The following is a 20,523-nucleotide window of genomic DNA, read 5'->3' as shown; positions in this document are numbered from 1 at the left end:
CCATGGTTCAACGCTCCGCCCTGCCCGTCCTCTCTGCCCTGGCAGCCGCCTGCTTCCTGCTGGCAGGCACCCCGGTCCAGGCCCAGGCACAAGCCCAGGAGGCCACCATCGCGCGCGTCACCCTGTATGCGGGCGTGGCCTCGGTGGAGCGCACGGCGCGCATCACGGCCGCCACGCGCCAGCTGGTGTTCGAGTGCCTGCCGGGCTCCATCGACCCGCAGAGCCTGCAGGTCAGCGCCGATGCCGGCGTGCGCCTGGGCGACTACAAGCTGCAGACGCAGCCGCGCGAACTGGCCTCCAAGGCCTGCGCCAGCCCGCTGGAGCAGCAGATCCGCACGCTGGAAGACCAGCTGGCCGCGCTGGAGGCCGACGAGTCCGCCGCCAAGCTCGTGGGTGACTACCTGCAGGGCCTGGCCAAGCCCGGCGATGACGCCAAATCCCCCGCCCTGCCCGCCGCCAGCCAGCTGGGCGCCGCCACCGAGGCGCTGCGCAGCACCAGCCGTGGCAACACGCTGCGCGCCCACCAGATCCTGCGGCAAAAGCAGGCGCTGCAGGAGCAGCTCAGGCCGCTGCAGCTCGAACGCGACCGTACGGGCGCAGGCAACGCCCAGGTGATGAAGGTCACCGTGCAACTGGCCAGCCCGGCCGATGCCAATGTGCAGCTGACCTACCAGGTGCGCGGCCCGAGCTGGCAGCCCACCTACCGCGCCCAGCTGGACCCGGCCAAGGGCACGGTGGCCATCGAACGCCTGGCCCTGGTGGCCCAGAACAGCGGCGAGGACTGGAGCCAGGTGCAGCTGCTGCTGTCCACCGGCCAGCCTTCGCGCAGCACGCAGGCGCGCCTGCCCAATCCCTGGACGCTGGATGTGGAACGGCCCCGCCCCGTGGCCGCCATGGCCCCTCCGCCAGCGCCGGCCCCGGCGGCCCCTGCGATGATGCTGGAGCGCGCCCGCAAGCCCGGGGCGGCCGGCGAGGCCGCCGAACTGCCGGTGCTCGATGTCGCCAGCCTCAACACCGCCTACGCCACGCAGTTCTCCGTGCCCTACCGCATCAGCGTGCCCTCCAGCAGCGAGCGCGTGACCCTGGCCCTGGGCTCGCAGAACCTGCCGGCCACCTTGCTCACGCGCACGGCGCCCGCCGTGGAAGAGGCCGCCTACCTGGTGGCCCAGCTGGCCGTGCCGGCCGGTGTCTGGCCCGCAGGCCCCGTGGCCCTGTTCCGCGACGGCGCCTTCGCCGGCCAGGGCCGGCTGGACTTCGGCAACGCCGCCGCGCTGGCCCAGGGCCTGTCCTTCGGCCGCGATGACAAGGTGGTGGTGCGCAACCTGCCCGTGGACTCGGCCACGGGCAGCGGCGGCCTGCTCAGCAGCAGCACCGAACGCCAGGTCACGCGGCGCTTCCAGGTGGACAACCGCCATGACCGCGCCATCGAGCTGCAGGTGGTGGACGCCGCACCCGTCTCGCGCAACGAGCAGATCCGCGTGCAGTCCCAATACAACCCGCAGCCGTCCACCACGCGCTGGAACGACCGCAACGGCATGATCGCCTGGCAGCAGCCGCTGGCCGCTGGCGCCAGCGCCAGCTTCGAGGCCCGCCACCAGATCCGCCATCCGCAGGATCTGGCGGTCGAAGAGCGTCAGTGAAGCACCAGGGCCGCGCTTATGATCTCGCCCCATGAGTGACGCGCCGCTGCGGCCGGAGGTTTCCGGCGATCCTGCTACCCCCACCTTTGCCTCTGCGGCGCGCCCACCGGAAGGCCCGCCGCAGGGCGGCATGGCACGCCCCACGCTGGAATTCATGATGTCCCACCCGGCCCACTTCATAGCCATGGGGCTGGGCTCGGGGCTGGGGCGCATCGCGCCCGGCACCGTGGGCACGCTGTGGGCCTGGCTGTCCTTCCTGCTGCTGCAGCACTGGTTCACGCCCCAGCAGATCGGCCTGCTGATCGCGGGCAGCATTCCCCTGGGCTGGTGGGCCTGCACGGTCACGGCGCGCCACATGCGTGTGGCCGATCCCGGCAACCTGGTCTGGGACGAGATCGTGGCCTTCTGGCTGGTGCTGTGGCTGGTCATGCCCACGGGCTTCTGGGGCCAGCTCATCGCCTTTGGGCTGTTTCGCTTCTTCGACGCCGCCAAGCCCCAGCCCGTCAAATGGGCGGACCGGTGCTTCAAGGGCTTCGGCTGGCGCGGCGGCTGGGGGATCATGTTCGATGACCTGGTGGCCGCCTTCTGCACGCTGCTGGTCATCGCCCTGTGGCGCCATTTCATCGGCTGAAGGAGCTGGCATGAGCGCATCCAACGAACTCGTCGAAACCCTGGCAGGCCTGCTGCTGCAGCGCGGCTGGATGCTGGCCACGGCCGAGAGCTGCACGGGCGGCATGATCGCTGCGGCCTGCACGGACCGCGCCGGCTCCAGCGAATGGTTCGAGCGCGGCCTTGTCAGCTACTCCAACGCGGCCAAGCACGACCTGCTGGGCGTGCCCGAGGCGCTGATCGCCGAACACGGCGCAGTGAGCGAGCCCGTGGCGCGCGCCATGGCCGAAGGCGCCATCGCCCACTCACGCGCGCAGTGCAGCGTGGCCGTGACAGGCGTGGCCGGGCCGGGCGGCGGCAGCGCCGCCAAGCCCGTGGGCACGGTCTGGTTCGGCTGGAACGTGTACGGCACCACGCACAGCGAATGCGTGCGCTTTGACGGCGACCGCGCCGCCGTGCGCCAGGCCACCGTGGCACACGCCTTGCAGCGCCTCAATGCGCTGATCAGCGCAAGGCTTTTATGAGCCTGTGCGCGATCTCCTGCAGCGGTGCAGGCAGGGCGCGGTAGCTTTCCAGCAGGCGCTGCTCGTCCACGGGCAGCGGCGCGTTGTCGTCTTCAAGCCCCGCCGTCAGCTCCAGCGCCGTGGTCTGCAGCGCCAGGGCCACGCGGGCCAGGGTGTCGTTCTTGAGGGTGCGGATGGCCCCCGATTCGATCTGCGACACGGCCGAGGCCGTGATGCCTGCGGCCTCGGCCAGCCGGCCCTGGGTCATGCCCAGTTCGGCGCGGCGGGCGCGTATGCGTTCACCGATATGTCTCATGGCCCGTGCATCCAAAGCCTGTGGCGCGGGCGCTCAGGCGCCGTGGCACTTCTTGAACTTCTTGCCGCTGCCGCAGGGGCAGGGGTCGTTGCGGCCCGGCTGCTCGCCCTTGACGATGGTTTCCTGGCGCGGACCCATGCTCTTCCAGATCTGGCGCAGGTCGTACAGCGCCCAGATGGCCTCGCCGAACTGCTCCACGCGCTCCTGGCTGGTGCTGGCGGGGCCGTCCTCGTCGTACATGCAGACTTCGGGCTTGCCGGTGTCGTCCTCGGTCAGGGCCACGACGGCGTTGAGCGCCTCGTTGAGCCAGCCGGCGGCTTCCTTGTCGCGCGGGGCGGCCCATTCCTCGGCCCAGTTCTCGACCACGAACATGAAGCCCAGCGCCCAGATCTGGCCGAACGAAGGAATCTCGCCGTCATCGGGACGCTCTTCCTCGGGCAGCGACAGGATGGCGCCGCGCATGTCCATGGCCTCGGGCTGGAAGGTGCGGTCGTCTTCCAGCGTCTTCACGTCGGCGTCCAGCTGGGTGCGGATCTCGTCCATGCGCAGGCCCACCAGCTCCAGAAAGCGCGCCTGCTGCGCCGCGTCCTTGAACACTTCCATCAGCGGCAGCGGCTGGCCCTCGGCCGCCTCCAGCGTGCCGCCGTCGCCCAGCAGCATGGGCAGCCACTCGGCGGCCGGCACCTCGCGGCGCGTGCAGATCAGCGCCGTCAGGAAACCGTCGCAGAACTCCCACTGCGGAATCTCCTCGCCGCGCGTGCGCAGCTCGTCGAGCAGATCGTCAAGCTCCTCCAGCGCCTCGGGCGTCAGGGCAGGCTCGTCGGGCAGGGCGGTGGCTTCGTGGGCGTCGTTGGACATGGCGGGAATCTCTAGGGAAAACAGGGAGAAGGAACCGGCCACGGCCAGCCCCTCGAATGAATGGCCCGCAGTGTAGCCGCGCCGCCATGTCCGTGGCGCCCGGTCGGAACTGGCGCCCACGGGGCCCTATCGCCCCACATGGCCCACATGGCCCACCCGCTACCCGGCTCCCTGCCAGGCCGGGAGCATGGAAAGCCCCACCCATTCCCCGACCCGGCTCATCGTCAAATTCTGCAAAGCGCCGCTGGCGCCGCCAAAGACTGCCACCAGTGCCCATGTCTGCTCGTCGAAACCGCGGGTCGTGCAGCAGGCCATCTGGGGCAGGCACAGCGCCTCGGACTGGGCCTGGGCCAGCAGGCTGACGAATTCCTGCGCGGTCACGGTCTCCGGATCCAGGCCCATGGGCCAGGACCCCTTCCAGCGCTGCGCATCCAGGGTCACGCTGTGCACGCCCCATGTCGGAGCGCCTAGCATGTCGCCCCAGGCCAGGCGTTGAAGGACCAGGCCCAGCCCCGTCTCCGCCCATGTCACCGGGTAAGGCGGGGCGTGATCAATCTTCAGCAGCTGCGCATCGCTCAATCCCGCCTGGTGCAGAGCCAGGCGCAGGTAATCCTGCCGGCTGTGCCGTCCCAGCGTGCGCAACACGGCATCCATCAACGGGGCGATGGGCTGTGGCTTCATGGTGCTTTCCATTCAGAACTCATCAAAACGACGCATATAGGCGTCGCATGCCAATTGCCACGCGTCTTCGTCGTTGGATCCGGAAGGCGGCGGTCCGATGAAGTTGTTGAGCCGGGATTTGGCACGAATCGGCTTGAGCAGGCGCGCCGCCTCGCCAAAGGCTGGCAGTGTCAGTCCCTTATCCATGTCCCCCAACCCCGGAAAATCTCCTGCCCGAATCCCCAGGCAGTTGCCCACATCCCCGGCGGAAAGGTATTGGCTGGCCTGCACCTGCTTGCGCACCGCTTCCCGCCCGCCCAGTTTCTCCAGCAAGGCATCGCTGACAAAACTGAGCCAGTTGATGCTGTACATGGCGTTGTTGAAGTCATGATCGAACAATGCAAGACTGCCCAGGGCATTCAATCCGGGGAACCGCTGCAGATAGGGATACAGCACCTGCTGACCCTTGCCATCGGGTCCAATATTGCGTTCTTCTACTGCGGGCAGGACGCCCCAGCCTGCAATAGCCCAGAAGGGCTGCATCAACTCCACCATCTGGGTGGTAAGCCGGCCCACATTGTGCTCAGGTGGCTGGTCTAGAATCCACCACGCAGGAAATGCCATGCGAATAAATGACATGGCAGGACCTATGCCAGGTGATATATGGCGATCATGCAGCCAAATAACCTCATCGTTCTCAATACAGCAATAAAGACGAAAATCTTGAGCGTTGTTCTCCCACGCTTCAGGAGGATTTGGCTTACCCGATGCCATATGAAAAATCAGTGCATAACCTTTAGGATTGTCTAGGCTCTTCTGCTTCTTCGCGGTCAACTTCTTTTGTGCCATTGCGCTGGTTAGCATGGCAGGCATTCCGTCATACCAATAAACCAATTTCTCCCTCCCTACGGCCTCACAAAAAAGATCAACCACTTTCCATGCACGTTCACGCACAGCCAAGGAATCCCCCTCATGAAACACCATTTCAATGGTCCAGCCGGCTCTTGCACAGACATCACCGAACTGATTGCACAGTACCAGCGCCTTGAGAATATCCATCGTCGCCACGGTTGAAGCATCCGCCTTCTCATTGCCCCAAGGCCAATCGAAATCATGTTCCGCAGCCATTGTGATCTTCCCCATTCCTTCGAAACACCAGAAATCAGAACAAATCAAACCGACTCATATAGGCATCGCATGCCAGCAGCCACGCATGTTCATCATTGGAGCCCGAAGGCGGTGGGCCGATGAAGTTGTTGAGCCGGGATCTGGCGCGAACAGGCTTGAGCAGGCGCGCCGCCTCGCCAAAGGCGGGCAGCGTCAGTCCTTGATCCATATCCCCCAGACCAGGAAAGTCTCCCGCACGGATTCCCAGGCAGTTGCCCACATCCCCGGCCGAAAGATACTGACTGGCCTCCACCTGCTTTCGCACGGCCTCTCGCCCGCCCAGTTTTTCCAGCAAGGCATCGCTGACAAAACTCAGCCAGTTGATGCTGTACATGGCTTTGTTGAAGTCATGATCGAACAATGCAAGACTTCCTATGGCATTCAATCCTGGGAACCGCTTCAGATAGGGATACAGCACCTGCTGGCCCTTGCCATCGGGTCCAATATTGCGTTCTTCCACTGCAGGAATGACACCCCACCCGGCAATAGCCCAGAAGGGTTGCATTAATTCCACCACCTGGGAGGTGATCCGGCCCACATTGCGCTCGGGCGGCTGACCCAGAATCCACCATGCGGGAAACGCCATGCGAATGAAAGACATGGCAGGACCTATGCCAGGCGAGATATGGCGGTCATGTAGCCAAATACCTTCATCGTTGTTTATACGGCAGTGAAGTCGAAAGTCTTGAGCATTTTCAACCCAGTCATCTGGTGGCTTTGGATTTCCCGAAGCTAGATCAAAAATCATCGCAAACCCTTCGGGATTGTTAAGCGTACTCGGCTTGTGTTTGGCAATTCTCGCTTGTGCTTGCTTGCTGGTCAGTGACATAGGCGCCAGACCCCACCATATTGCAAGCTTGTCTGCGCCAACAACCTCACAAAACAGATCAATCACTTTCCATGCACGCTCACGTACGGCCAGTGAATCCCCTTCATGGAACACCATTTCGATGGTCCACCCAGCTCTTGCGCAAATACGTCCAAATCTATTCTGTAATACCATCGCTTTCAGAATATCCATAGTCGCCACGGTAGCTTTTTGCAGTTCTTTGGTGCTTAAAGGTTTATTAAAGTCTTTAGCCATATCCATCTCCATATCTGACCGTACCGAAGCCATTGCTTCAAAATGTCACGCCGAGGACTCTTGCCAGTGCGGTTCCCACCGCACCTACACCTCGGAGTACACGCCCCAATGCGGACGCACCGGCCGCAGCCCCAATTGCTGCTGCCGTATCCGCATTTACCCGTTCTGCCAAATAAATTTCCTTTTCTCTGTTGGCCTGCCATCGCATTGCTTGGTTCAATACGCCTTCGTTCGTCGTTTCTCCATCGCCTTCGCAAGCACAACTTCCTGCGTCTAAGGCATCCTTGAAAAACTTTTCTTTAAAAATGTCGCTATATGCCTGAAACTGTATCTTGCCGTCTGGCCCAAATTCTGAAGAAAATTTATCCCCCGGGCATTTCATCTCATACACCCGCTGCACGTTGTCCAGCACAGGCGGCAGGCGCGGGTTCTTCACCACGACCACATCCGGAATGCGCGAGCCCGCAGGCCGGCTGCGCGTGGGGCGCACGGGCTCGTTGCGCGACATGACAGGTGCTCTGTTCAGGTAAGGCACTTCCTGCTTGTAGTAGCCCCGGTAGCCTTCAAACCCATCGGCCTGCATGACCACGCCGGCCACGCAGCGCTGGCCCAGGCCGCCGGTCATGCAGCAGCAAAACAGCTCGCACAGCGCCCTGCGGTCCAGTTCGTTGTCGAAGTCCCGGGTGCCGCATACCTTGTTGAAGCCAACAAGCACGACAGCCTTGCACAGGTCCCTGGACCGCTTCAGGCGATTGAGGGCAATGAAGGCGGGGACCAGTTGTTCGCAGCTCATGCGCCAGGCCCGCCGAGGGGCGAGGACGATTCGCCAGCAGGCGTGCGCCGCCGCACCACGTCCCAGATGCCCATCGGCAGTTCAAGCATCATCAACTGGATGCGTCCGTCAGGCGGCAGGTCGGTGCGCGAGAGAAACTTGCGCACGGCGGGAAATTCGTCGAAGCGCTCGCCAAACTGGTGGCGCAAGGCCAGGAAGCCGATGACATCGTCCGGCGTCGACAGGCCCCAGCCCACCGCGCGGTCAAGGCCTCGCCGGGTGTGGGCCAGCAGCCTGTCATGCGGCCAATCCTGCTCGCTGAGATGGCAGGTCTGCCGCACGATGGCGGCAATCCCTTCTTCGCTGGGCACAAGGTTGCGGCGCAGCGTGCGCTGCATTTCCAGGGTTGAAATTTCCATCATGGCGAAGACACCTCCCATTGCCTGTTGTCCAGGCGCGCCAGGCCTGTGACGTGGTCCAGAAACTTGCGTTGCGCCATGCCGACCCAGATCCCCTCGGGATGCGGTGCCAGGCAGACGAGGATGCTGTGGCCGCGGAACCAGTCCCCCAGATGCGCCGGGTCGAACTGCGCCAGCAGGCGAGGCAGCACGCGCGGGTCGTAAAAGCGCAGCCACAGCCGCTGGCCGCCGTCTCCCCTGGCCTGCAGAAACCGCTTGAGATGGCGCTTGAGCGCAGGGGCCGGCAACCGGCTGATCAGGAAAATGCCCCAGTGCGCCTGCCAGCCCTCCAGCGGCCAGCGCTGGAACAGGGGGCTGCCTGCATGCACCCGCATGAGATAGGGCGCGTAGCGCGCATAGCGGGCGGCAGGCATGCCGTCATACAGGCAGGTGATGCCGGACTGCGGCGGCTCGGCCAGGATGGCGTCATGCAGGTGCTCATCCGCCGCCGCGTCCACGATGGCGTAGAGCAGGCCGTCATAGGTCGCCGCCACCTTTTCGAGCACGGCTTGGCGTGCCATCTGGAGGTCGTCCGGCGTGCCGGGGCCTGGGGGGATCAAGGTGGACATGGCGATTCAGTCCTCCATGGCCGACACGAAGGCGGCCCCCGATTGCGCGGCTTCGGCCAGGCACCGGCCCGCATTCGCACCGATCCAGACGGTGGTGCAGCCCGAGACGACCACGCCGCCGTGCACGGTCCTGTCCCCCATGCGGGCTGCGGGCCTGCCGCCGATCAGTACCGTGGCTTCGCCTTCGGCAATGGCGTCGGGCGGCGAACGGGGGCACAGCGCCTGGTCCGTGACCCTGGCCGCCGGCATGCCGCCTATGAGCACATCGGCCTGGCCGGAGAGAATGGCCCCGCCCCCGTGGGCGGGACAGGCATGCATGTCGCCCACTCTTGCTGCAGGTTGTCCCATGCGAGTGTCCCGGGTTCAGCAGTTGATCTTCACCAGCGGCGACTTGATCTCGACCATGGCCGGAGAGATCTCGATGGAGCTCGCCCCCGATTGCAGCCGGATGCTTCGGGTGCCGGTGACGATGACCTGTTGCCCATCGACCGTCAGCGTGGTGCCCGCCGCCAGGGCCAGCTGTCCGCCCGCATCGACCAGGCTGTTGGCGCCCACCCGCAGCGCGTGGTCGTTGCCGACGTTGACCGCCTGGTCCTGCCCTACCTCGGTGCTGTCGTTGTTCTGGATGGTGCTGCTGCGGTTGTTGCCCACGATGAGGCCTTCATCGCTTCCAACCTGCGCGCTGCGGTTGCGCCCCACGGTCCGGCTCCAGTCCATCCCCACGCTGTCGCTTCGCAGGACACCCACGTTGCTCATCAGCACCGCGCCTACGTTGAGGTTGTAGGCACACCCCACGGTGACCATCTTGAACAGGCCCGTGCCCTGGGTGTAGCCGATGCCCACGGTTTCGGATTTCATGCGCCCCGTGGCCAGGGTCCAGTTGCGGCCGATGCTGTCGCGTCCATTGGCATCCACGGTTTTCGTGCGGTTCTTGCAGATGCGGATGCTTTCATCCAGGTCCACCGTGCGCGTGCGGTTCTGGTGGACGGTGAGGGTCTCGTCCAGGTCCACCACCTCCGTGCGCCAGCCGTGCACGTCGATCTTCTCGTTGCGGTCCACGGTCTCCGTGCGGTCGCGGTGGATGACATTGGTCTCGTCCCGGTCGATGGTCTTGCGCCGGTCGTTGCCCACCCATTTGTCCTCGTCGTTCTCGACCTCGGTGAGCTGGTCCTTTTGCGCATGCAGCCACAGCTGTTCGGCGCCCGCCTTGTCCTCGAAGCGGATGGCGTTGGCGTCGCCCGGGCCGTTCTTCATGCCCGCGCCTGCGGCACCGCCCTTGCTCGATCGGGTCTTGATGCCCGATTGCGTGGCATTGGCCGGCAGCGCCCAGGGCGGCATGTTGGCCGCGTTGTAGACGCAGCCCGTGACCAGCGGATAGTCGGGGTCGCCATTGAGGAAGTCCACCACCACCTCATGCCCTATGCGGGGGATCGAGATGGCGCCAAAGCCCGGGCCGGCCCAGTTGGTGGCCACGCGGATCCAGCAGCTGGAGTTCTGGTCCTTCTTGCCCAGCCGGTCCCAGTGGAACTGCACCTTGATGCGGCCGTATTCGTCGGTCCAGATTTCCTGCCCGGCCGGGCCCACGACAATGGCCGTCTGCGGCCCCGTGGTGCGCGGCTTGGGCGTGGTGCGCGGTGGCTTGAAGGCAAGATCCGTGGGCTGGGCCTGCAGCTCGTAGCGCTGGAAGGAGCCTTCTTCCTTGGCGCCGTCCCGGGTACTCGGTGCGGATGGGACGCCACGTACGCTGGAGATCGCGCTGACGCGAGGGTTTTCTTTCAGGTGGTAGCTCAGGCCGGTGATCAGGTACTGCCGGTTCTGGTCCCCGCGCGGGTAGTTGTAGAGGCTGAAGGTGTAGCCCGTGGCCAGCGCCCGGTGGCAGGACTGGCCCCGCACCCGGCTGTGGCCCGTGAGGCCTTGCTTCAGTCGCACGCGGATGTAGGCATCTCCGTCGCCGTACTCCGTGTAGCCGCCCGGCCATTCGTAGGTTTCATGGCCGTCGTGCGCATGGCCCGGTGGATCGCGGCGCATGTGGGACAGTTCGGCCCGGGGCTTTTTGAAGTCGTAGTCGTCGATGTAATGGCGGCCCGGCTTGATTTCCTGCTCCAACTGCCAGGCGTGGATGTTTTCCTGATCGCCTGCGGCGGCTTTTTCGGGGGGATAGAAGGGAATGGATTCGCCACCGGGCAATGCGCCGTGCGAGGCAATGATGTCGTCGCACAGCACCAGGGTGTGCTGGCCCGATGCGTGCGCGAAGAAATAGTAGATGCCTTCGTGCTCCATCAATCGCGAGACGAAGTCGCAATCGCTTTCGTTGTATTGCACGCAGTAATCCCAACTGCGATAGGCACGCGTGAGTTTCTTTTGCAGGGGATGGCCATAGACGCCCAATACCTGCTCGACGATGTCGGGCACGTTGAGGTTCTGGAAGATGCGAAAGTCGCTCTTGCGCGTGGCCAGCCACAGCCAGGGGCTCAGGCGCGCCTTGTAGGCGTAGTGGCGGTGGTCCTGGCCCTGCATGCCGAAGCGGGTGACGATGCCGTCGATGAAGCGCCTGCCGCCGCCCTGGGTTTCTATTTCTATGGTGGCGTTTTTGCCCAATAGGGCCTTGGGATCGATGCTTTCGTTTTCGCTGAGCATTTCCACATCAAGGCTGAAGAGCTGGCTGATGTTTTCCTGGCCGCGCAATTCACGGAAATGCAGTTCATCGCCCAATGGCGTATGGATGGTGACTCGGCGTGTCATTGGTGCTCTCGCCCTGTGGGGGCGCCCTCCCGATCTTTCGATACGGAAAGATCATGGAAGAATGAGCCGCTCTATGGAAATTCCAATTTCTGCCAAAAAATAGGATTGCCAAAAGGAAAATTGCCGCTTCTCCCACTCGGATCGGGCTTGGGAAAAGCCTAGGACAAGCGGCCGGAGCAAGGGCCTTCATGATGTGCAGCCGCCACACATCGCCCCGGCTGGCCGCCCCCGGATCAGGGCGCCGCACGCCCGCGCAGCCGCTCAGGGGTTCAAAGAGTCCTTGCGATGATCTCCTTCATGATCTCGTCGCTGCCCCCGTAGATGCGCCCTATGCGCGCATCGGTCCAGGCGCGGCCGATCTGGTATTCGGTCATGTAGCCGTAGCCGCCGTGCAGTTGCAGGAATTCGTCGAGCAGGCGGTTTTGCAGCGCCGTGGCATTGAGCTTGACCATGGCGGCCCGGTCGGGCGCGAGCGCGCGGCGCAGGTGCAGGGCGATGCAGTCGTCCACGAAGACGCGCAGCATGGTGGCCTGGGCCTTGGCCTCGGCCAGCTTGAAGCGCGTGTTCTGGAAGTCGAACACCGGCTGGCCGAAGGCCTTGCGCTCGCGCGTGTAGGCAATGGTCTTGTGCAAAAAGGCCTCGATGGAGGCGGCGGCGCGCACGGCCACCACCAGGCGCTCCTGGGCCAGTTCGTGCATCAGATACCTGAAGCCCGCGTTCTCCTCGCCCAGCAGGTGGTCGGCCGGCACGCGCACGTTGTCGAAGAACAGCTCCGAGGTGTCCTGCGCCATGAGGCCGATCTTCTCGAGCTTGCGGCCCTTGGAGAAGCCGGGCATGCCGTCCTCGACCACGATCAGGGACACGCCCTTGGCACCCATCTCGGGCGCGGTCTTGGCGACGACGATGACCAGCTCCGAATTGATGCCGTTGGTGATGAAGGTCTTCTGGCCGTTGAGCACGTAGTGGTCGCCCTCGCGCCGCGCCGTGGTGCGCACGGACTTGAGGTCGCTGCCCGCGCCGGGCTCGGTCATGGCGATGGCGCCGATCAGCTCGCCTGCGGCCATGCGCGGCAGCCAGCGGTCCTTCTGGGCCTTGCTGCCATAGGCATGGATGTAGGGCGCGACGATGTCCGAATGCAGCGGAAAGCCCAGCCCGCTGGCGCCCGTGCGCGCGATCTCCTCCAGCAGCACGGCCGCATGGCCGAAGTCGCCGCCGCCGCCATAGGGCTCGGGCAGCATGGGGTTGAGCAGGCCTTCGCGCCCGGCCTTGCGCCAGACCTCCTTGGGCACGATGCCCTGGCGCTCCCATTCGGCATGGTGGGGGACGATCTCGCGCTCGAAGAAGCGGCGGGCCTGCTCGCGGAACTGTTCATGGTCTTCGCGGTAGACGGAGCGCTCGGTCAGGTCTTGCATGGGTCGGTATCCGGTGGTTGTCGGTGAGGAAAGACGGTGAAGGGCCGTTCAGGCGCTGCGCAGGTTGAAGCCCGCGTGGGGCTGCTCGCGCAGCCTGTCCTTGAGCACGCGGCGCAGCAGCTTGCCCGTGGGCAGGCGCGGCAGCTCGTCCACGAACTGCAGGCGCTGCGGGCGCTTGAGGCGCGACAGCGTGGCGCCGGCCTCGGCGACGATGGCGTGCGCCATCTCTGCACTGGCCGCATGGCCCTGGCGCAGCACGACCACGGCCATGGGCTGCTCGCCGAAGTCGGGCTCGGGCACGCCGACCACGGCCACCTCCTGCACGGCCGGGTGCGTGGCCAGCGCGTTCTCTATTTCCTGCGGATAGAGGTTGACGCCGCCCGACAGGATGAGGTCGGCCCGCCGGTCGCTGAGAAAGAGGTAGCCCTCCTCGTCCACATGGCCCAGGTCGCCGTAGGTGGCCCAGCCACGCTCGTCGATGGCCTCGCGGGTCTTGGCGGGGTCGTTGAGGTAGGCGAAGGGCGCCACGTCCGAGAAGAACACGCGGCCGATCTGGCCCGCAGGCAGCTCCTGCCCGTCGTCGCCCACGATGCGCAGCCGACCGTAGCTGGCGCGGCCCACGGAGCCTGGACGCCGGCGCCATTCGGCGGAGTTGATCAGGGTGATGCCGCAGCCTTCGGAGCCTGCGTAGTACTCCAGCAGGATGTCGCCCCACCAGTCCAGCAGCGCCTGCTTGACGGCCACCGGGCAGGGCGCGGCCGCATGGATGGCGCAGCGGTGGCTGGACAGGTCATAGCCGTGCCGCACCTCCTCGGGCAGCTGCAGCAGGCGGCCCAGCATGGTCGGCACCCATTGGCTGTGGGTGATGCGGTAGCGCTCGATCATCGCCAGCGCCTGCTGTGCGTCGAAGCGCGCCGTGATCACCACCGCGCCGCCGCCGTCCAGCGTGCGCAGGCAGTAGCGCAGCGGCGCTGCGTGGTACAGCGGCGCGGGCGAGAGGTAGACCGTGTCGGCGTCAAAGCCCATGTTGCGCTGCCAGGCCAGGAATTCGGGGTCGGCCTGCGTGCGGTAGAGCGCCGCCGGCAGCGCCTTCTTGATCCCCTTGGGCCGGCCCGTGGTGCCCGAGGAGTACAGCAGGTCGCGCCCCAGCGGACGGCCTGACAGGTCGATGGGCGCGGGCGCCTGCGCACGCCAGGCGGCCAGGGCATCGGCCAGCGACGGCAGGCCGGTGGATGCGCAGTCTCCGTCCACCGAATGCACGGAGGGGGCCAGTTCGGCCGGCAGCTGCGCCGCCGTGGCGGCCGAGGCAAAGACATGGCGCGACCCGCTGTCGCCCAGGATGTAGGACACCTCGGGCGCCGTCAGGTGGGTGCTGATGACCACCGCGTACAGGCCCGCCAGGCGCGCGGCCAGCACCAGCTCCAGGATCTCCACGCGGTTTTCCATCAGCACGGCCACCGTGTCGCCGGCCGCCAGGCCCTGCCCGGCCATCCACTGCGCCACCTCGCGCGAGCGCTGCGCCAGCGCGCCCGCCGTGTGCTGCTGGCCGCTGTCGCCCATGGTCAGCGCAACGCGGTCGGGCCGGGCATCGGCCCAGCTGTGAAAGTCATGCACGCCTGTCTCCTTTGCTTTTTTTGAATCCGCCGTCTCGAATTCATCGGGTTTTCAGCAAGTATTTTTGTTTACGCCCGGTTTTTCATCCGGGAAAACGCTTTGTTCAATGCAAATTTCGAGACTTATCATTCATTTCATGAACCTCCAGTCTCATTAAATCCGCATGAACACACCCGTCATCGTCGATGCCATCCGCAGTCCCATGGCCCGGGCCAAGCCCGATGGCGCCCTGGCCCAGCTCCACCCCGTCGATCTGCTCAGCCAGGTGCTGGAGCAGCTCGTGCAGCGCAACCGCATCGACCCCGGCGCGGTGGACGATGTGATCACCGGCTGCGTGAGCCAGGCCGGCGAGCAGGCCGGCACGCCGGGCCGCCTGGCCTGGTTGGCCGCAGGCCTGCCGGCCCATGTGCCGTCCACCACCATCGACCGCAAGTGCGGCTCCAGCCAGCAGGCCGTGCACTTTGCCGTGCAGGCCATCATGTCGGGCACGCAGGACATGGTGATCGCCTGCGGCGTGGAGTCCATGAGCCGCGTGCCCATGGGCAGCTCGCGCATGGGGCAGAACACCACGGGCGCACGCTTTGATGCGCGCTTTGCGCCGGGGCTGGTGGGCCAGGGCGTGTCGGCCGACCTCGTGGCCGCGCGCTGGGGCCTGGGCCGCGAGGAACTGGATGCCTATGCCGCGCGATCGCACCAGCGCGCCCATGCGGCCCAGTCGGCCGGGCACTTCGAGCGCGAGATCGTGGGCATCACCACGCCTGCCGGCCTCTTCACGGCCGACGAGACCATCCGCCCGGCCACCACGGCGCAGAAGCTGGGCGCGCTCAAGGCCGTGTTCCAGAACGACGAGCTGTCGGCGCGCTTTCCGCAGATCCGCTGGCACACCACGGCGGGCAATGCCTCGCAGATGACCGACGGCGCCAGCGCCATGCTGCTGATGAGCGAAAAGCGCGCCCAGCAACTGGGCCTGCGCCCGCGTGCGCGCTTCGTGGCGCTGGACGTGGTGGGCGACGATCCGCTGTACATGCTCACGGCCCCCATTCCCGCCACGCGGCGCGTGCTGGCCAAGGCCGGCATGCGGCTGGAGCAGATGGACCACTGCGAGATCAACGAGGCCTTCGCCTCCGTGCCGCTGGCTTGGCAAAAGGAACTGGGCGCCGACCCCGAGCGGCTGAACCCGCGCGGTGGCGCCATCGCCCTGGGCCATCCGCTGGGCGCGTCGGGCATCCGCCTGATGACCACCATGCTGCACGCGCTGGAGGACAGCGGCGCGCGCTACGGCCTGCAATCCATGTGCGAGGCCGGCGGCATGGCCAACGCCACCATCATCGAACGCCTGTGAGCCAGGCACGGGAGACACATCCATGCAACTGCAAGAGAACATGACGGCCCTGGTGACGGGCGGCGTATCAGGCCTGGGCGAGGCATCGGCCCAGGCACTGCTGGAGCGCGGCCTGAACGTGGTGGTGGTGGACCTGAACGAGGACCGCGGCGCGGCCATGGTGGACGCCGCCCGCCAGCGCCACGGCAGCCGCCTGCGCTTCGTGAAGGCCGACGTGGCCGACGCCGACCAGATGGCCGCCGCCATTGCCGCCGCCGAGGACTTCGGCGAGTTCCGCGCCCTGGTGCACTGCGCGGGCGTGGGCGGGCCGCTGCGGCTGGTGGAAAAGGACGGCAGCCCCGGCTCGCTGGACAAGTACACGGGCATCGTGCGCGTGAACCTGATCGGCACCTTCAACACGCTGCGCCTGGCCGCCGCCAGCATGGCGCGCAACGAGCCTGTGCAAGGCGAGCGCGGCGCCTGCGTGCTCACGGCCTCGGTGGCGGGCTATGAGGGGCAGATCGGCCAGATTCCCTATGCCTCGGCCAAGGCCGGCATCATCGGCATGACCATCGTCGCCGCGCGCGACCTGGCCACGCGCATGATCCGCGTGTGCACCATTGCGCCGGGCCTGTTCGACACGCCCATCCTGGCCAAGCTGCCCGACAACATCCGCCAGTCGCTGGCCGCCTCCGTGCCCAACCCCGCACGCCTGGGCCACCCGTCCGAGTACGCGCTGACCGCGCTGCACATTCTTGAAAATCCCATGCTCAATGGCGAGACGATTCGCCTGGACGGTGCCCTTCGGATGAGTCCTCGCTGAGAAGCGCCCTGGCCCAGCACACGCGCGGAGAAGAAACACCATGTTCAAACGTCTCACGCTGGCGGCTGCCGCCTGGCTGTGCGCCACGGCCGCCATTGCAGCCGACGCCTGGCCCACCCGGCCCATCACCCTGGTCGTGCCGGGCGCGGCCGGGGGCTCCACCGACATTCCCGCGCGGCTGCTGGCGCTCAAGCTGGGCGAGCGGCTGGGCCAGCCCGTCATCGTGGACAACAGGCCCGGCGCGGGCGGCTCCATCGGTGCCAGCCAGGTGGCACGCGCGCAGCCGGACGGCTATACGGTGCTGGTGGGCAACACGGGCTCCAACGCCATCAACTACACGGCCTACAAGAAGCTGCCCTACAGGCCCGAGGACTTCGTGGCGCTGACGGACATGATCTCGTTCTCCAACGTGCTGGTCGTGCCCCAGGCATCGCCGGTGCGCTCGCTGGACGACCTGCTCAAGGCCGCGCGGCAGGCGCCGGGCAAGCTGTCGTTCTCCTCGGCCGGCGTGGGCCAGACCACGCACCTCATGGGCGAGCTGCTGCGCGAGCGCACGGGCGTGGACGTGGTGCATGTGCCCTACCGCGGCTCGGCACCGGCCACGGCGGCCATCGTCTCGGGAGAGACGCAGTTCATGTTCGACAACCTCACGGCCTCGCTGGTGCACATCAAGGCGGGCAAGCTGCATCCCATCGCCGTGACGGGCGCGCAGCGCGAGCCCGAGCTGCCCAACGTGCCCACCACCACCGAACTGGGCCTGCAGGACTTCGACAAGGTCGGCTGGATGGGTTTCTTCCTGCCCGCGCAGACGCCGCCCGCCGTGGTGCGCAAGCTCACCGACGGCCTTGTCGCCGTGCTCCGGGACCCCGAGGTGGCGCGCCGCTACCGCGAGCTCGGCGGCCGCCCGGGCGGCATGCCGCAGGCGCAGTTCACCCAGCTGGTGGACAACGACCGCAAGAGCTGGGGCGCGCTGATCACCAGCCGCCAACTGCAACTCGACTGAACCGATTTCGACGGAGACGCCATGAAGGTGCTGGACAGCGTGCGCGTGCTGGAGATTGGCGGCATCGGCCCGGGGCCGTTCTGCGCCATGCATCTGGCGGACCTGGGAGCCGATGTGGTGTCCATCGTGCGGCCCGAGGCGGAACCCGCCGCCACCTCAGCCGCCTCGGCGCTGTCGCGCGGCAAGCGCTCGGTGTTCGCCGATCTCAAGTCACCCGAAGGGCGTGACCTGGTGCTGGCCCTGGTGCGCGATGCCGATGCGCTGATCGAGGGCATGCGGCCCGGCGCCATGGAGCGCCTGGGCCTGGGACCCGAGGCCTGCCAGGCCCTCAACCCGCGCCTGGTCTATGGCCGCATGACGGGCTGGGGCCAGGACGGACCGCTGGCCCAGGCAGCCGGCCACGACAACAACTATGCGGCCGTCTCGGGCGCGCTGTGGGGGTGCGCGCCGGCCGATGCCCGGCCGGTCTCGCCGTTTGCCACGCTGGGCGACATCGGCGGCGGCGCCATGTACCTGATGACGGGGCTGCTGGCCGGCATCGTGCAGGCGCGCGCCACGGGGCGCGGCACGGTGGTGGACGCGGCCATCGTCGATGGTGCGGCGCACATGCTCAACCTCATGCTGCACGCGCGCCAGCGCGGGCTGGTGGCCGACGAGCGCGGCCACAGCATCCACGACAGTGCACCGTTCTACGAAACCTATGCCTGTGCCGATGGCGGCTTCATCACCGTGGGAGCCATCGAGCCGCAGTTCCACGCCCTGCTGCTGGCCAGGCTGGGCCTGGCCGGTGCCGCAGCGTTCCAGGGCCCCCAGTGGGACCGCGCCGCCTGGCCCGCGCGGCGCGCGCAGCTGCAGACGCTGTTCGCCTCCCGGCCCCGCGCGTACTGGCAGCAATTGATGGAGGGCACCGATGCCTGCTTCGGCGCCGTGCTCAGCCCTGTGGAAGCCGCCAGCCACCCGCACCTGCAGGCGCGTGGCGTCTATCTGCAGCCCGAAGGCGGCGCCCTGCAGGCCAGCCCCGCGCCGCGCTTTGACGGCCAGGCCTATGCGCCGGGTCCTGCAAATGCTGCAGGCTCAGACACCGCCAGCGTGCGGGAGAAGGTGAGCGCAGGGCGCGCGCAGGAAGTCTGGCGCAGCGCCCGCTGATTCACGAGAGGCTGGAGGCGCCCAGCATGCCTTCGACCAGGCGCACCAGCGTGATCAGGCGTGGCCCGGCATCGCTTTCCAGCGCGCGGCTTTGCGGGCTGTAGATGGGCAGGGAGACCGAGAACACCCAGTACTCGCCGTCCTTGGCCGTGGACATGGGCACGGCAATGGACTGGATCTCGCGGTGCAGGTCGCCGTGGCTGCGGCAAAAGCCGTGCTCGGCCAGGTCGCGCCGCGCATCGTCGAGCCGCTCGCGCAGTTGCTGGGCGCGTGCGGGATCGTCGGCCTGCAGTTCGGCGATGAAGGCCTCACGCTCGGCCTCGGGAAGGCTCAGCAGGTAGGCGCGGCCCGTGGCGGTGCGCGACAGCGAGATGTGCACCCCGATCTCGGGCAGGAAGACCTTGTTGGTCAGGCCGTTGGCCAGCTCCACCAGGCACAGCTGGCGGCCGTGGCCCACGGCCAGCTGGATCTGGCCCTCCAGGTGATTGGCCAGCTCCTGCATGTGCGGCCGCGCGAACTGGCGCATGTGCATGCGCGCCAGCACGGGTGAGGACAGGTTCAGCAGCCCCACGCCCGGCACGTACTTGGACAGGCGGTCCGAGTAGCGCATCAGGTTCAGTTCGCACAGGGTGTCGATCAGGCGGAACAGCGTGGGCTTGGGCAGGCCCGTCATGTCCATCAGTTCACGGGCGCTGAGTTCCTGGTGCTTGTTGGAAAAGCACTGGAGCACGGAGATGCCGCGCACCAGGGCGGCCACCAGCTTGCCACTGTCTTCTGTGTTCATGAATGGTTTTCGGCACTGCTAAAGATGAAACGATTGTCTCAATTTTCCGGCTGCCAAGCGGCAAATCCACCGGCCTTGCCGCAGTGCAAACCCTGGCGCCCCTGCCGGCCGGCGCAAGCGGCAAGTCCTGGCACGGCACAATTGCCGCATCCGGCTGGCGTTGCGCGCCAGCCACTCACTTTCCAGAGCCTGCCGTGTCCGAACCGTCCTCCGCCGTCCCGCCTCCCGAGCCGCCAGACTACGACGCCTTTTTGCGCGCCCATGTGCTGAGCCAGCCCCTGAGCATCCAGCGCTATGACCGGGAAGACGAAACCATCTGGGTCAAGCGCGCGGGCGCCAGCAACCCGGCATGGCGCTATCGCGCGCTGGCCCTGCTCGCCTTGTGCCTGCGCCTGCCCGTGCTGCGGCCCGTGCCCAATCCCGGCGGCCACGAAGCCATCCGCACCGAGGTACGCCGCCTGCGCCAGCTGGCGCAGCGCGGCCTGCGCGTGCCTGCCGTGCTGGCCGAGTGCGAGGACGGCTTTGCCATGCGCCACCTGGGCAGCCCCGGCGTGGAGGCGCCCTCGCTGGGCAATGCCATGGAAGCCGCCCTGCCCCGGGGGGATGGCAGCACGCTGGCGCTATGGCTGCAGGGCCTGCAGACCCTGCAGCAGGTGCATGGCAGCGGCGACTGCCTGAGCCAGGCCTTTGCGCGCAACATGGTCTGCTGCGCCGATGGCGTGATCGGCTTCATCGACTTCGAGGACGACCCCGCCGCCCACCTGCCCCTGGCGCTGTGCCGCGTGCGCGATGCCCTGTGCTACGCCCACTCCACGGCCTGGATACTGGAGCAGGCCGGCGCCATGCCGGCCGCGCGCACGGCCTGGCAGGATTTCGTGCAGTCCATGGAACCCGAGACCCGCGCCCTGATGGCGCGCACCGTGAAACAGCTGGCCTGGGTGCGCCGCCTGCCTGAGAGCCGCCGCCTGGGCCGCGACATGCAGCGCGTGCGCATGGCCTACACGCTGGTGACGCCGTAGCGGCAGCGGGCTGCAGGCCTCAA

Annotated in this window: 21 protein-coding genes; 8 read left to right on the top strand and 13 right to left on the bottom strand. The window is 66.7% G+C overall.

From position 1 onward, the window contains the following. Nucleotides 1-2 precede the first annotated feature (2 nt). The 3 genes from GRX31_RS19210 to GRX31_RS19200 all read left to right on the top strand — a co-directional run bounded on the left by GRX31_RS19210 (nt 3) and on the right by GRX31_RS19200 (nt 2,773). Nucleotides 3-1,640: a DUF4139 domain-containing protein gene (locus GRX31_RS19210; protein WP_160854248.1), complete on the top strand. Its 1,638-nt coding sequence runs from the start codon at nt 3-5 to the stop codon at nt 1,638-1,640. A gap of 130 nt (nt 1,641-1,770) precedes the next feature. After that, a complete protein-coding gene (locus GRX31_RS19205) occupies nt 1,771-2,271 on the top strand; it encodes a phosphatidylglycerophosphatase A family protein (protein ID WP_026062211.1) in 501 nt (166 codons plus the stop codon). A 10-nt stretch (nt 2,272-2,281) separates the two neighbouring features. Next, nucleotides 2,282-2,773, top strand: coding sequence for a CinA family protein (locus GRX31_RS19200; RefSeq protein WP_013804726.1), 492 nt, complete (start codon nt 2,282-2,284; stop codon nt 2,771-2,773). Here the strand turns inward: GRX31_RS19200 and GRX31_RS19195 are convergent. From GRX31_RS19195 to GRX31_RS19140, 12 genes are all read right to left on the bottom strand, one after another. Then, nucleotides 2,754-3,068, bottom strand: coding sequence for a helix-turn-helix domain-containing protein (locus tag GRX31_RS19195; RefSeq protein WP_012202639.1), 315 nt, complete (start codon nt 3,066-3,068; stop codon nt 2,754-2,756). The two genes, GRX31_RS19200 and GRX31_RS19195, sit on opposite strands and share 20 nt — an antisense overlap. 33 nt (nt 3,069-3,101) lie before the next feature. Beyond that, on the bottom strand, nt 3,102-3,926 hold the full coding sequence (locus tag GRX31_RS19190) for a YecA/YgfB family protein (RefSeq protein ID WP_016450524.1): 825 nt from the start codon (nt 3,924-3,926) through the stop codon (nt 3,102-3,104). Between the two features lie 159 nt (nt 3,927-4,085). Next, nucleotides 4,086-4,619 (bottom strand): hypothetical protein, encoded by a 534-nt coding sequence (locus GRX31_RS19185; protein WP_160854246.1) that lies wholly within the window; start codon nt 4,617-4,619, stop codon nt 4,086-4,088. Beyond that, nucleotides 4,620-5,729: a type VI immunity family protein gene (locus GRX31_RS19180; RefSeq protein ID WP_237426726.1), complete on the bottom strand. Its 1,110-nt coding sequence runs from the start codon at nt 5,727-5,729 to the stop codon at nt 4,620-4,622. It lies immediately after the preceding gene. Between the two features lie 19 nt (nt 5,730-5,748). Continuing rightward, complete coding sequence (locus tag GRX31_RS19175; protein WP_227469547.1) at nt 5,749-6,837, bottom strand: type VI immunity family protein; 1,089 nt, start codon at nt 6,835-6,837, stop codon at nt 5,749-5,751. 37 nt (nt 6,838-6,874) lie between these two features. Beyond that, on the bottom strand, nt 6,875-7,630 hold the full coding sequence (locus GRX31_RS19170) for a hypothetical protein (protein ID WP_160854244.1): 756 nt from the start codon (nt 7,628-7,630) through the stop codon (nt 6,875-6,877). Then, nucleotides 7,627-8,007: a hypothetical protein gene (locus tag GRX31_RS19165; protein ID WP_227469546.1), complete on the bottom strand. Its 381-nt coding sequence runs from the start codon at nt 8,005-8,007 to the stop codon at nt 7,627-7,629. Before GRX31_RS19165 ends, GRX31_RS19170 begins: the two co-directional genes overlap by 4 nt. Before the next feature lie 20 nt (nt 8,008-8,027). Next, a complete protein-coding gene (locus GRX31_RS19160; RefSeq protein WP_160854242.1) occupies nt 8,028-8,636 on the bottom strand; it encodes a DUF4123 domain-containing protein in 609 nt (202 codons plus the stop codon). A 6-nt stretch (nt 8,637-8,642) separates the two neighbouring features. Continuing rightward, nucleotides 8,643-8,954, bottom strand: coding sequence for a PAAR domain-containing protein (locus GRX31_RS19155; protein WP_016453939.1), 312 nt, complete (start codon nt 8,952-8,954; stop codon nt 8,643-8,645). A gap of 45 nt (nt 8,955-8,999) precedes the next feature. Beyond that, nucleotides 9,000-11,378 carry a type VI secretion system Vgr family protein gene (locus GRX31_RS19150; RefSeq protein WP_160854240.1) on the bottom strand — a complete coding sequence of 793 codons (2,379 nt, stop codon included), beginning with the start codon at nt 11,376-11,378 and terminating at the stop codon, nt 9,000-9,002. 269 nt (nt 11,379-11,647) lie between these two features. Continuing rightward, nucleotides 11,648-12,790 (bottom strand): acyl-CoA dehydrogenase family protein, encoded by a 1,143-nt coding sequence (locus GRX31_RS19145; RefSeq protein ID WP_012202629.1) that lies wholly within the window; start codon nt 12,788-12,790, stop codon nt 11,648-11,650. A 48-nt stretch (nt 12,791-12,838) separates the two neighbouring features. After that, entirely contained in the window at nt 12,839-14,404 is a 1,566-nt protein-coding gene (locus GRX31_RS19140) for an AMP-binding protein (protein WP_160854238.1), read from the bottom strand. 163 nt (nt 14,405-14,567) lie between these two features. On the opposite strand from GRX31_RS19140, the gene GRX31_RS19135 reads away from it, so the two are divergent. From GRX31_RS19135 to GRX31_RS19120, 4 genes are read left to right on the top strand one after another with little or no spacing between them, the layout of a single operon-like run. Then, complete coding sequence (locus tag GRX31_RS19135; RefSeq protein WP_160854236.1) at nt 14,568-15,746, top strand: thiolase family protein; 1,179 nt, start codon at nt 14,568-14,570, stop codon at nt 15,744-15,746. A 22-nt stretch (nt 15,747-15,768) separates the two neighbouring features. After that, entirely contained in the window at nt 15,769-16,548 is a 780-nt protein-coding gene (locus GRX31_RS19130) for an SDR family NAD(P)-dependent oxidoreductase (RefSeq protein WP_160854234.1), read from the top strand. Nucleotides 16,549-16,588: 40 nt separating this feature from the next. Beyond that, on the top strand, nt 16,589-17,551 hold the full coding sequence (locus tag GRX31_RS19125; protein ID WP_012202625.1) for a Bug family tripartite tricarboxylate transporter substrate binding protein: 963 nt from the start codon (nt 16,589-16,591) through the stop codon (nt 17,549-17,551). A gap of 21 nt (nt 17,552-17,572) precedes the next feature. Next, nucleotides 17,573-18,697 carry a CaiB/BaiF CoA transferase family protein gene (locus GRX31_RS19120; protein ID WP_160854232.1) on the top strand — a complete coding sequence of 375 codons (1,125 nt, stop codon included), beginning with the start codon at nt 17,573-17,575 and terminating at the stop codon, nt 18,695-18,697. Between the two features lies 1 nt (nt 18,698). Here the strand turns inward: GRX31_RS19120 and GRX31_RS19115 are convergent, their stop codons facing one another. Then, entirely contained in the window at nt 18,699-19,481 is a 783-nt protein-coding gene (locus GRX31_RS19115) for an IclR family transcriptional regulator (RefSeq protein WP_063327609.1), read from the bottom strand. A 194-nt stretch (nt 19,482-19,675) separates the two neighbouring features. On the opposite strand from GRX31_RS19115, the gene GRX31_RS19110 reads away from it, so the two are divergent. Further along, the gene (locus GRX31_RS19110; protein ID WP_013804734.1) at nt 19,676-20,500 is read left to right on the top strand and encodes a hypothetical protein; all 825 of its coding nucleotides are present in this window, start codon (nt 19,676-19,678) and stop codon (nt 20,498-20,500) included. The last annotated feature ends 23 nt before the right edge of the window (nt 20,501-20,523 follow it).

The sequence above is a fragment of the Delftia sp. CH05 genome (assembly GCF_009827015.1).
GTDB classification, from domain to species: domain Bacteria; phylum Pseudomonadota; class Gammaproteobacteria; order Burkholderiales; family Burkholderiaceae_C; genus Comamonas; species Comamonas tsuruhatensis.
The sequence above is the reverse complement of the archived record's forward strand: the minus strand, read 5'-3'. Positions and strand labels throughout refer to the sequence as shown.

Bases quoted from the DNA above. Each gene is read 5' to 3' on its own strand.
- GRX31_RS19180 (WP_237426726.1), bottom strand. From the start codon at position 5,729: ATGGGGAAGATCACAATGGCTGCGGAACATGATTTCGATTGGCCTTGG.
- GRX31_RS19195 (WP_012202639.1), bottom strand. From the start codon at position 3,068: ATGAGACATATCGGTGAACGCATACGCGCCCGCCGCGCCGAACTGGGC.
- GRX31_RS19160 (WP_160854242.1), bottom strand. From the start codon at position 8,636: ATGTCCACCTTGATCCCCCCAGGCCCCGGCACGCCGGACGACCTCCAG.
- GRX31_RS19210 (WP_160854248.1), top strand. From the start codon at position 3: ATGGTTCAACGCTCCGCCCTGCCCGTCCTCTCTGCCCTGGCAGCCGCC.
- GRX31_RS19170 (WP_160854244.1), bottom strand. From the start codon at position 7,630: ATGAGCTGCGAACAACTGGTCCCCGCCTTCATTGCCCTCAATCGCCTG.
- GRX31_RS19165 (WP_227469546.1), bottom strand. From the start codon at position 8,007: ATGCAGCGCACGCTGCGCCGCAACCTTGTGCCCAGCGAAGAAGGGATT.
- GRX31_RS19130 (WP_160854234.1), top strand. From the start codon at position 15,769: ATGCAACTGCAAGAGAACATGACGGCCCTGGTGACGGGCGGCGTATCA.
- GRX31_RS19175 (WP_227469547.1), bottom strand. From the start codon at position 6,837: ATGGCTAAAGACTTTAATAAACCTTTAAGCACCAAAGAACTGCAAAAA.
- GRX31_RS19150 (WP_160854240.1), bottom strand. From the start codon at position 11,378: ATGACACGCCGAGTCACCATCCATACGCCATTGGGCGATGAACTGCAT.
- GRX31_RS19135 (WP_160854236.1), top strand. From the start codon at position 14,568: ATGAACACACCCGTCATCGTCGATGCCATCCGCAGTCCCATGGCCCGG.
- GRX31_RS19200 (WP_013804726.1), top strand. From the start codon at position 2,282: ATGAGCGCATCCAACGAACTCGTCGAAACCCTGGCAGGCCTGCTGCTG.
- GRX31_RS19145 (WP_012202629.1), bottom strand. From the start codon at position 12,790: ATGCAAGACCTGACCGAGCGCTCCGTCTACCGCGAAGACCATGAACAG.
- GRX31_RS19155 (WP_016453939.1), bottom strand. From the start codon at position 8,954: ATGCATGCCTGTCCCGCCCACGGGGGCGGGGCCATTCTCTCCGGCCAG.
- GRX31_RS19190 (WP_016450524.1), bottom strand. From the start codon at position 3,926: ATGTCCAACGACGCCCACGAAGCCACCGCCCTGCCCGACGAGCCTGCC.
- GRX31_RS19125 (WP_012202625.1), top strand. From the start codon at position 16,589: ATGTTCAAACGTCTCACGCTGGCGGCTGCCGCCTGGCTGTGCGCCACG.
- GRX31_RS19120 (WP_160854232.1), top strand. From the start codon at position 17,573: ATGAAGGTGCTGGACAGCGTGCGCGTGCTGGAGATTGGCGGCATCGGC.
- GRX31_RS19185 (WP_160854246.1), bottom strand. From the start codon at position 4,619: ATGGAAAGCACCATGAAGCCACAGCCCATCGCCCCGTTGATGGATGCC.
- GRX31_RS19115 (WP_063327609.1), bottom strand. From the start codon at position 19,481: ATGAACACAGAAGACAGTGGCAAGCTGGTGGCCGCCCTGGTGCGCGGC.
- GRX31_RS19205 (WP_026062211.1), top strand. From the start codon at position 1,771: ATGGCACGCCCCACGCTGGAATTCATGATGTCCCACCCGGCCCACTTC.